At 34.7% G+C, this 9519-nt stretch carries 11 protein-coding genes; 6 read left to right on the top strand and 5 right to left on the bottom strand.

Features of this window, described 5'->3' with window-relative positions; all coding sequences use genetic code 11:
* From BBH99_RS04640 to BBH99_RS04630, 3 genes are all read left to right on the top strand, one after another.
* On the top strand, positions 1 to 552 hold a 552-nt coding region (locus BBH99_RS04640), incomplete at its 5' end, for a hypothetical protein (RefSeq protein WP_066692625.1).
* 80 nt (positions 553 to 632) lie between these two features.
* Positions 633 to 1337: an ABC transporter ATP-binding protein gene (locus tag BBH99_RS04635; protein ID WP_066692623.1), complete on the top strand. Its 705-nt coding sequence runs from the start codon at positions 633 to 635 to the stop codon at positions 1335 to 1337.
* Between the two features lie 134 nt (positions 1338 to 1471).
* Positions 1472 to 1954 carry a hypothetical protein gene (locus BBH99_RS04630; RefSeq protein WP_123873006.1) on the top strand — a complete coding sequence of 161 codons (483 nt, stop codon included), beginning with the start codon at positions 1472 to 1474 and terminating at the stop codon, positions 1952 to 1954.
* A 95-nt stretch (positions 1955 to 2049) separates the two neighbouring features.
* Here BBH99_RS04630 and BBH99_RS04625 read toward each other — a convergent pair whose 3' ends face one another.
* Positions 2050 to 2850: a patatin-like phospholipase family protein gene (locus BBH99_RS04625; RefSeq protein ID WP_066692619.1), complete on the bottom strand. Its 801-nt coding sequence runs from the start codon at positions 2848 to 2850 to the stop codon at positions 2050 to 2052.
* 170 nt (positions 2851 to 3020) lie between these two features.
* Here BBH99_RS04625 and BBH99_RS04620 point away from each other — a divergent pair, with 170 nt between their 5' ends.
* A complete protein-coding gene (locus BBH99_RS04620) occupies positions 3021 to 3599 on the top strand; it encodes a TetR/AcrR family transcriptional regulator (RefSeq protein ID WP_066692618.1) in 579 nt (192 codons plus the stop codon).
* 43 nt (positions 3600 to 3642) lie between these two features.
* A complete protein-coding gene (locus tag BBH99_RS04615) occupies positions 3643 to 4635 on the top strand; it encodes a nuclear transport factor 2 family protein (RefSeq protein ID WP_066692617.1) in 993 nt (330 codons plus the stop codon).
* A gap of 78 nt (positions 4636 to 4713) precedes the next feature.
* On the opposite strand, the gene lpdA is transcribed toward BBH99_RS04615, so the two are convergent.
* Entirely contained in the window at positions 4714 to 6102 is a 1389-nt protein-coding gene (gene lpdA / locus BBH99_RS04610; RefSeq protein WP_066692614.1) for a dihydrolipoyl dehydrogenase, read from the bottom strand.
* A 226-nt stretch (positions 6103 to 6328) separates the two neighbouring features.
* Positions 6329 to 6589, bottom strand: a complete 261-nt coding sequence (locus tag BBH99_RS04605; protein ID WP_066692613.1) for a hypothetical protein — start codon at positions 6587 to 6589, stop codon at positions 6329 to 6331.
* A 403-nt stretch (positions 6590 to 6992) separates the two neighbouring features.
* Here BBH99_RS04605 and BBH99_RS04600 point away from each other — a divergent pair, with 403 nt between their 5' ends.
* A complete protein-coding gene (locus BBH99_RS04600; protein WP_066692609.1) occupies positions 6993 to 7883 on the top strand; it encodes a hypothetical protein in 891 nt (296 codons plus the stop codon).
* A gap of 80 nt (positions 7884 to 7963) precedes the next feature.
* Here BBH99_RS04600 and BBH99_RS04595 read toward each other — a convergent pair whose 3' ends face one another.
* Both BBH99_RS04595 and BBH99_RS04590 read right to left on the bottom strand, forming a co-directional pair.
* Positions 7964 to 8863 carry a TIGR01777 family oxidoreductase gene (locus BBH99_RS04595; protein ID WP_066692604.1) on the bottom strand — a complete coding sequence of 300 codons (900 nt, stop codon included), beginning with the start codon at positions 8861 to 8863 and terminating at the stop codon, positions 7964 to 7966.
* 46 nt (positions 8864 to 8909) lie between these two features.
* A partial coding sequence (locus BBH99_RS04590) for a YqjF family protein (protein WP_066692601.1) occupies positions 8910 to 9519 on the bottom strand: 610 nt, incomplete at its 5' end.

The raw sequence follows: 9519 nt of genomic DNA, 5'->3' as shown, positions 1-9519 counted from the left end.
ATAATTCTACTTCTTACATGTATGTTCGGTATTTCAGTTTTCTCTCAGATTAAAGTGTTGAAAAATGAAAGTTTGGTGGAAATCGGCAAAGACAATTCTGTTGGTTTATATAAAAAAGAAGACAAATATACTGTCAATTATCAGGACCTGAACACCAGTAACCTGAATACAATCCGAGCTTTTTCATTCCAAAATCTGAACGGAGACGTTTCAGGACTGTATAAACTTATTACAGACGGCTTTATCTCCGCCCCTGAAGAAAATATCGTATTGGAGCTTCCCAATGATATCATCGAACTTCATTATGAAAGAAATTATGGTCAACCCACTGTACAGTTTATCCAATACATCAATAAAAACAGGAAATATGTGGGAAAATCACAGTTTCTAACTCAAAAACAGGTTGATAAGGTGTTTGGAAGAACAAATGGTAAGTATACTATGTATGACAAAGCTCCTACCCTCAACCAGGAAGGAGTTAAAAAAGGAGGAGCCAGTACTGCTTCTACCGCAACTCCAGCATCCGGAGCTAAGAAAAAAGCAAAAAAATAATTATAATTTATAAATATTGCGAAACTCATTCAATGGAATGAGTTTTTTTATTTTATTTTTGCAGAAAGACATTAAAAATTATGCCGCTTCAGATACACAATTTAACTAAAAAATTTGGTGAGCAGACTGCTTTAAACAATATCAACATTTCTATTGATAAAAATGAGATCATCGGTCTTCTGGGACCTAATGGAGCCGGAAAATCCACCTTGATGAAATCTATTGTAGGAGCACTGAAAATTGACGAAGGAGATATTATTTTTAATGGTTTGAATATTTCCCAACATGAAATTGAAAGCAAGAAAAAAATAGGCTTTCTACCGGAAAACAACCCACTTTATCTGGAAATGTATGTGAAGGAATACCTCCAGTTTGTGGCCAACATTCATAAGATCTCTGACTCTAAGGTAGATGAAGTTATAGAGCTGGTAGGAATTACCCCGGAAAAGACAAAAAGAATCGGACAGCTTTCCAAGGGATATAAACAGCGTGTAGGATTGGCTCAGGCTATTATTCACCAGCCGGATTTATTAATTCTTGATGAGCCTACCAATGGTCTTGACCCTAATCAGATCCTGGAAATCAGAAATGTAATCAAAGAAATCGGGCAACAGAAAACAGTTTTACTTTCTACCCATATCATGCAGGAAGTAGAAGCGCTTTGCTCAAGGGTTATTCTTATTCATAAAGGAAATATTCTTCAGGATTGTCCTATTGATGAATTTAAAGGTAAATTTAACAGTCTGGAAGAGGCTTTTGCAAGCTATACTGCTGTTACCCAATAAACGCATTTCTTGAATCAAAAAGTGAACTTCCTACGGAATGACAAAATATATGGATAAACTAAGCTTTATATTTGTCATTCCGATAGAAATATCATCCATCCTATTCAATAAAGTTTCCTTTACTCACAAAAACAATGGCTCTATATTTGATGGTTTTTGAGCAGTTAACCAATAACCATTACAATATGATTAAGTACTTCCTATTAGGAGCTTTCTCTTTAGCTCAATTTTCTTTTGTTTCTGCCAAAGAAACTTCTGAACCCTCAAAAAGCATCACTTATAATGTTTCTCAGCAGGTTCCTAAAACCGTAATTATTAAAACTAAAAAGTTTAAAATCAGAATTGATAAGCAGCCCAATGGCAGATATCTTTATCAATCCTGGAATGCCAACGCAAAAATTACTGCTAAACCAAGTATGATTATCAGTGACGGAGAACTGATCCCTGATGGCAGCGGAGGTAATTATTATTTCAATTTTAATAATGAAGGCCACAGTTATCAGGTTTGGAGAAACTACCTTACAGATTCTGCAAAAAAAGCGCCTTACACCTTGGTTGTTACTGATACTAATGACCGTGAAATTGTTCGCCAGGACGGTTATGTAGTTAAAAATTAAGAGAAGGATATAAAGCTGAAGCCGCTTAAATGATGGTCTCAGCGGCTTTCTTTATCTCTTGTCATAAAAAAATCCTGTTTCAATACAGGATTTTTTTATGTTCCGGATTGTCTTAATTCTGTAAGAAAGCGGCTTTCTTCATAGCTTTCTTTAGCAGCATGATAACCAATATCAAAAATCTGTTCCAAGCGGTCTCTTCCTCTTTCAAAAGTTCCGTAAGTGGATAATTTTTGAGAAGAAATAAACCAATCACAGTAATCAAATTTCACTTTCTCTATTCTGTAGGAAAGAAGATCATACGAACGGGAAACAATGGCCTTAATAGAGTTCAGATCTTTGATTTTAGCATCATTGGGTGGTGAAACGAATACACCGATAAGTTTATCACAGTCTTCTCTGATAATATCTGCCGGAAAATTGTTCAGAACTCCTCCATCACAGTACATTTCATCACCAATAATATAAGGGGTGGTAATTCCCGGAATAGAACATGAGGCAATGATAGCATCTACGACTTCAAAATCCTTATCAAAAATCTTCTGAGTTCCTGTAACCAGTTCTGTGGCTACAATTTTCACTTCAATATCCAGATCTCCTAATTTCATATCATGAAAAATAGGTTTAAGATAATTTCTGAAAATGACTGAAGAAACTAATCCAGGTTGGTTGAATGCAAAATGTTTCCAATTAAAAAAATAAACGGAGTTGAAAAATTCCATAATTTCTTCAGGAGTCTTTCCTATGGCATGAAGGCATCCCACAATAGATCCTGCGCTGCAGCAGGAAAGAATATCTATTTTGATCTCTTTTTCCTTCAAGAATTTCAATACTCCTGCATGAGCGATTCCTTTGGTACCGCCGCCTGACAAAACAAGTCCTACTTTCTCAAAATTCATAGAATAAATGTAAGAAAACACCCTGATATAATCAGATTAATTTTTATAAATATGATTATTTTAACAGAAAGCAGCTTCAAAAAATCAAATTCCAATTATAAAGGCTGTGAAAAATTCAAATATGAATATATTTAATTTGGAACGATTGGTTTAAATTGTATATTTGCACTATGCCAAGGAATAAAGAATTCAATTATACGGAAAAGCTGGAAGCAGCCCGCAATCTCTTTTGGGAAAAAGGGTATCATGCAACTTCCATGCATGATCTGGTTGATGCCATGAAGCTGAACAGGAGCAGTATTTATGATACCTATGGCAACAAACATGACTTATTTTTAAAATGTTTGAAAGACTATACTATATTCAAGGAAAACCAATATTTAAGGGCATCAATGGCTCAGAATAAAGGAATAGAAACTCTTGAATATATTATTCGTGATGTAGTTGAGCAGACTTTAACAGATAACAAGGCGTGTCTTACTGTGAAAACTATTTTTGAGGTTGTTCCCACAGATCCGGAGGCTCAAAAGCTCCTTCTGAAAAGTGGTGAATCTTTGCAGGCTATTTTAGAAAAAACAATATTGCAGGCCCAGGCTGATGGAGATATTAATAGCAAAAGTCCATCAACAGTTATTGCCCGCTACATCCTATCTTCCTTCAGCAGCTTTTGGAGTCACTACAATTTAACTCAGAATAAAAAAGAGGTGATGGAAATGGTGGATTTTTTAATTGAACAAATCCGGAAATAATTTTTTTATTCCGTTTTGGAACGATCGGTTTAAAATAAAATTAATGAAAACAAAAATTATAATTACTACTACTCTCTTAGTATTAGCGACCATTACAAATATTAAAGGGCAACAAGCATTAACAACACAACAGGAAAATAATATGAACAATACAGATTTAGCAGCTCTGCGAAAAAGTAAAGTGAAAACCTATTTTAAAAAGATTGATGATGGACAATTTGATGAGGAATATTTTAATCTATACACTGATGATGTAGAGCTATACTATCCTAAATTCGGATTTGAAAAAGGAAAAGAAGGAATCAGGAATTTTGGAAAAACCATTGGAGCTCATTTACAAAACCTCACTCATGATATTGATGGTTTCAACTATATAATTTCAGATAACATGGTTGTGGTAGAAGGAACGGAAAAAGGAATCACACGATCCGGAAAAAAATGGCCGGATTATAGGATTTCCCATGGTAAATTCTGCAATGTCTTTGAATTTGAAGGGGAATTGATTAAACGGGTACACATCTATGTAGATCCTGATTTTACTTCAGAAGATACAGATAGGGTAAATATTTTCAATAATCCGTTTCAGGCTGTAAATAAGAAGACTTTATCTTCAACAAAAGAAGTTTTAGAGGAGTTTTATGCTATTCAATCAGGAAAAAAGAAAGGAAATATTTTAGACTTATTTGCTGAAAATGTAGACTGGGATTTACCGGGTAATCAAGAAAAATTCCCCTGGACGGGTAAAAGGCAAACGAAGAAAGAGATAGAGAACTTTTTTAAAGAGTTATACTCCAACGTGCAATCAGAAAAATTTGATATTGATTTCATAGCTATTAATGGTGAAAATGCTACGGTCACCGGACATCTGTCTTCCAAAATCCTTGCCTACAACAAAATATTTGATACTGAGTTTGTTACAATATTTAAAGTAATGAACGGCAAAATTGTTAAATATCATTTTTTGGAAGATAGCTATAAACTGAATGAGGAAATGCAATCAAAAACTCCTATCAATAATAGAACGTTATCAAAATAAAGTGATTTTCTTACAACAATTAACTAAACAAGCCCGGATAAATCCGGGCTTGGTGTTATATAATTTCTGTATTTCAGATTAAATGTGGATCACTTCTCCGTATGCTGCTGCTGCTGCTTCCATGATCGCTTCAGAAACAGTTGGGTGCGGGTGGATAGATTTGATGATCTCGTGACCTGTAGTTTCCAGTTTTCTAGCTACTACTGCCTCAGCAACCATATCTGTTACTCCTTCACCAATCATATGGCATCCTAACCACTCTCCATATTTAGCATCAAAGATCACTTTGATAAATCCGTCTGTATTTCCGTTTGCAGTAGCTTTACCACTTGCAGAAAGAGGGAATTTACCTACTTTGATTTCGTATCCTTTTTCTTTAGCCTGCTTTTCAGTAAGACCTACAGAAGCTACTTCAGGGTGGCAGTAAGTACATCCAGGGATGTTGCCATAGTCGATTTTTTCAACATGCATTCCTTTGATTTTCTCAACGCAAGTAATTCCTTCTGCAGAGGCAACGTGAGCAAGAGCCTGAGTTGGGATGATATCACCGATTGCATAGTATCCAGGTACTGAAGTTTCGTACCATTCATTTACTAAAACTCTACCTTTATCTGTCTGGATTCCTACTTCTTCTAAACCGATGTTTTCGATATTAGCAGCAATACCTACAGCAGATAATAAGATATCAGCCTCAAGCGTAATGTTTCCGTTAGCTGTTTTAACGTTAGCTTTTACTCCTTCTCCTGTGGTATCAACGCTTTCTACAGAAGCATTTGTCATAATTTCGATTCCAGATTTTTTCAGAGATTTCTCTAGGTGTTTAGAGATTTCTTCATCCTCTACAGGAACGATATTTGGCATAAATTCAACAATAGTTACTTTAGTTCCCATTGTATTATAGAAGTCAGCAAATTCTACCCCAATCGCTCCGGAACCTACAACGATCATAGATTTCGGCTGTTTAGGAAGAGATAGTGCCTGTCTGTATCCGATTACTTTTTTACCATCTTGCGGTAAGTTCGGTAATTCTCTTGAACGAGCTCCTGTAGCGATGATAATGTGGTTTGCACTATATTCTACTACTTTACCGTCTTTATCTGTAACAGAAACTTTTTTACCTTTCTGTACTTTTGCAGTACCAAGAATTACGTCAATCTTGTTCTTTTTCATTAAGAACTCGATTCCTTTGCTCATTTTGCTGGCAACACCACGGCTTCTCTGAATCACATTCGGGAATTCAAAGCTTGCTTCCACTTTATTTAATCCGTAGTCTTCAGCATGGTTGATATAATGAAAAACCTGAGCAGATTTCAATAAAGCTTTGGTTGGAATACATCCCCAGTTAAGGCAAATTCCTCCTAAGTTTTCTTTCTCGATAATTGCGGTTTTGAAACCCAATTGTGCTGCTCTGATCGCAGTAACATATCCACCAGGACCACTTCCAATGACAATAATATCGTAATTCATTACTTTAAAAATTTTTATGCGAATTTAAGGAAAAATATTGGATGTTTCACGTTTCTGCAAATTGATCTTAAAATCCACCAATAAGCCATTTTCATTTAATTTTACACAAAAAAGAGAACACAAAAAGCATTCTCTTTCAATAAAAATTATTTTAATCTGAAAAGTCCGTAAAATTCCTTTGATGAAATTTTACCTGTCAAATTTTAATAAGTGCAAGAAATCCGCGTTATTTCACTTGTCTAAGCAATCGTTTTTCAGTTTGATATCTTTTATTTAAAGCCTTCATCTGATCTCTTTTCATTTGTTTGGTTGCCAGTGGATGATTCATGATCAGTTTCTTTTCTGTATTGTATTTTTTATCTAGCTCCTTCTGCTTAAGACTGATTAATTCATTTTTTGAAGGATGAGGAGGTGCAGGAGGATGTTTTTGGGCAAAAACACTCGTAGATAAGCCTAATAATAGCGTTAAGACAATTATCTTTTTCATAATGCTTATATTTTATGATGAACTCAAGAGTTTTATTTAAGTTCATCCGGTTTATACTTTAAGCCTACATATATCATACCAACATTTATTTGTAAAGCACAGTATATCTATACATTAAAACAACAAAATAATTAATAAACATTCTAAATAAACTGATAAATTTTAACATTTTATTAAAAATAAATAATAAAAGGATATTATTGACAAATCAACCATTTTTAAGCTAAAAAAAACACAACAAACAGAAAATATGACAGTTACAAATATAAAAAGCAACTTATTTCACAAATAAATATATCACATATAAGAGATATAAATTAAAATAACCTTAAAATCATTAAAAAAAATACATAACAATAACTATTTTTCTATATTTTTGTAAAAACATTTAAAAAAAGACAATATGAGAAAATATATTTCAATTTTCCTGTTTGGTGCAATGACTTTAAATGCACAGGTTGGTATTAATACCACAACACCCAATAGTACTTTAGCAGTCAACGGATCTTTAAGAGCCGGTTATAAAGAGGTAACAACTACTACTTATAGTATACTGGCTACAGATCACTATATTACCTACAATGGAACTGCTAATGCAACCTTTACACTTCCTGTTATTGGCACAGCAGCTTCAAGCTATACAGGAAGGATTTACAAGATCAAGAATATCTCTTCTTCCAACATTACACTTCAGGCTTCAAGCGGCAATACACTACGAATTGATAATACTCCGGTAGCGTCTTTTGTAATTCCTTTAGGAGCCTATGCAGAAGTTGTTAACAACAGTAATACGACTGGCGGAACATGGGATCTTTCTTTTACAGTTCTTCCTAAACCAAGTAACGTTGAGATTTATGGGGCACAACTTACCATACCGCCTCATAGCGGATCAAGTTCTCCGGTTGCAGACTGGACAAACCACGCCAATACATCCTTTGATACAGGAACGGGAACTGATGCTTGGTGGATCATCAGTAAATCTTCTATAGGTTCTGCATTTGGTGCAGCAAACTCTACTACCGGCTTTACAAACAGCAGTAGAATGACTCTTGTGTATGAATATCAAGGAGCTCCGTTCAATGTAACCAATATGTATCCTATTCTCACAGCAGGAAATAATTCCAGCTTTCCGGATGTATTTACCGCCTCTTTTGTGAGTCTTGCCAATGTAGGAGGCAAAACCAGACTAACGGTATCTGTTGCCCGTGTAGACTTTATGGGAACTAATGGCGGAAACAGCAGTAACTGGGCCGGGACATTCCTGTTGAACGTACTGCTTGCAAGAAAATATTAGAAAGTTTTTAATTAATTATATTTTTTTTAAAAGAGCGGGATATATTCCTGCTCTTTTATTTTTTATGCCGGCCACAGGAATCAAAAGCCATTTAACTTAAAAAGAGCTTCTTCAAAAGTGGGATAAGAAAAATGAAATCCGCTTTTCAGGAGCTTTTCAGGGTAAACATTACGGCTCTTCAGTAATAATTCTGTTTCAGTTTTCAGGATTATAGAAGCTATCTCCAGCTGCCATACCGGAGCATCCAATCCAAGGGGAATTCTAAACCCTTTTCTTAGTTTTTTCATCATGATTTCATTTGATAATGGAAACGGAGCGGTAATATTAATGGTATCTTTTATATTCTTATTTTGGATAATCCAATCTACAGCTTTACAGAAATCATCAATATGAATCCAGCTTACCATCTGGTTTCCTCTTCCCTGTTTTCCTCCCAGTCCTAGCTTTGTAATCATTTTCAGTTTTGGAAATGCACCGCCACTATTTCCCAATACAATTGAGGTACGAAGGGCAACTTTTCTTATTCCATCATGCTGAATCTTAAAAAATTCTTTTTCCCAACGTTTACAGATATTCATTGAAAAATCATCTCCAATAATTCCGTTTTCCTCTGTATTCAGGTGTTTTTCAGAATGAACATAAATGGTAGCAGAACTTGCATTCAACCAGATTTTTGGAGGGGCGATACAATTATCCACTGCTTTCTGTAATATTTTTGTGCTGTCAATTCTTGATGTATAAATTTCTGCTTTATTCTTTTCATGATACCTGCAATCAACAGATTTTCCTGTAAGATTGATAAGTACATCAGCTTGTTCTAGGCTATTTTTCCATTCACCTATTGTTTTTGCATCCCAATAGATCTCGTTTTTACGTTGAGGATTACGAGTAAGGATATAGACCTGCTCGCCTTTTTCTGTAAAATATTTTTCTAAGTTTTGGCCGAGAAATCCGGTTCCGGCAGCGATAATTATTTTCATTTTTGTGAGTTTTATAGATGAGTGATTCAGGGGATAAGAATGCTGGCTATTGGATGATGTATTGTTTTGTTTTCACTTTTATTTCTGAGCCTTCGGCCAGCATTACAGAAATAGGCTCCTGATGATTGAGGGCTTCAAAGTCATTTCCATAAATCTTTTGAAAATCAATTTCCAATTGATAATCTTTTATCTGATAGCAGTCCCATTTAGGATGACAGACTTCATATTCTGAGGTTTTATCTTCTTTTTTGGTAAAACCATAATAATGTTCTGTAATAAATTCAAATTCTGAATTTGCCACCATCGGTTGTACTTTATTTTCTGCCGTGATCTGAATAGAATGCCAATTTTTATCTTTCCATGAATACCGGATCAGCAATTCATTTTCCTGATGGTGAATCTGACTTTTCATCGGCAGGGTATGATAATTTTCTCTGTAAACAGAATTGGCAACCAAGCTTAAAGCCAGCTTCGGAACAATTTCTTTAATAAAAACCACTCCTCTTTTCCATTCTCCGCTTTCGTTTTTCTTGACATAAAATCTTAGGTTCACTTCTTCAAAATTGCGGTGAAAAGGAACAGGGAAACCCAATAATTTTGTATTTAAAAACATAAATCCAACCAGGCTAACATAACATTTACCTTTATAAAAATCA

The sequence above is a fragment of the Chryseobacterium contaminans genome (assembly GCF_001684955.1).
GTDB lineage: Bacteria > Bacteroidota > Bacteroidia > Flavobacteriales > Weeksellaceae > Chryseobacterium > Chryseobacterium contaminans.
This window is presented reverse-complemented; position numbering and strand designations above follow the sequence as displayed.

Excerpts from the sequence above, each read along its gene's own strand:
- BBH99_RS04630 (WP_123873006.1), top strand. The coding sequence starts at position 1,472 with ATGGCTCTATATTTGATGGTTTTTGAGCAGTTAACCAATAACCATTAC.
- BBH99_RS04595 (WP_066692604.1), bottom strand. The coding sequence starts at position 8,863 with ATGAAAATAATTATCGCTGCCGGAACCGGATTTCTCGGCCAAAACTTA.
- lpdA (WP_066692614.1), bottom strand. The coding sequence starts at position 6,102 with ATGAATTACGATATTATTGTCATTGGAAGTGGTCCTGGTGGATATGTT.
- BBH99_RS04615 (WP_066692617.1), top strand. The coding sequence starts at position 3,643 with ATGAAAACAAAAATTATAATTACTACTACTCTCTTAGTATTAGCGACC.
- BBH99_RS04625 (WP_066692619.1), bottom strand. The coding sequence starts at position 2,850 with ATGAATTTTGAGAAAGTAGGACTTGTTTTGTCAGGCGGCGGTACCAAA.
- BBH99_RS04600 (WP_066692609.1), top strand. The coding sequence starts at position 6,993 with ATGAGAAAATATATTTCAATTTTCCTGTTTGGTGCAATGACTTTAAAT.
- BBH99_RS04635 (WP_066692623.1), top strand. The coding sequence starts at position 633 with ATGCCGCTTCAGATACACAATTTAACTAAAAAATTTGGTGAGCAGACT.
- BBH99_RS04605 (WP_066692613.1), bottom strand. The coding sequence starts at position 6,589 with ATGAAAAAGATAATTGTCTTAACGCTATTATTAGGCTTATCTACGAGT.
- BBH99_RS04620 (WP_066692618.1), top strand. The coding sequence starts at position 3,021 with ATGCCAAGGAATAAAGAATTCAATTATACGGAAAAGCTGGAAGCAGCC.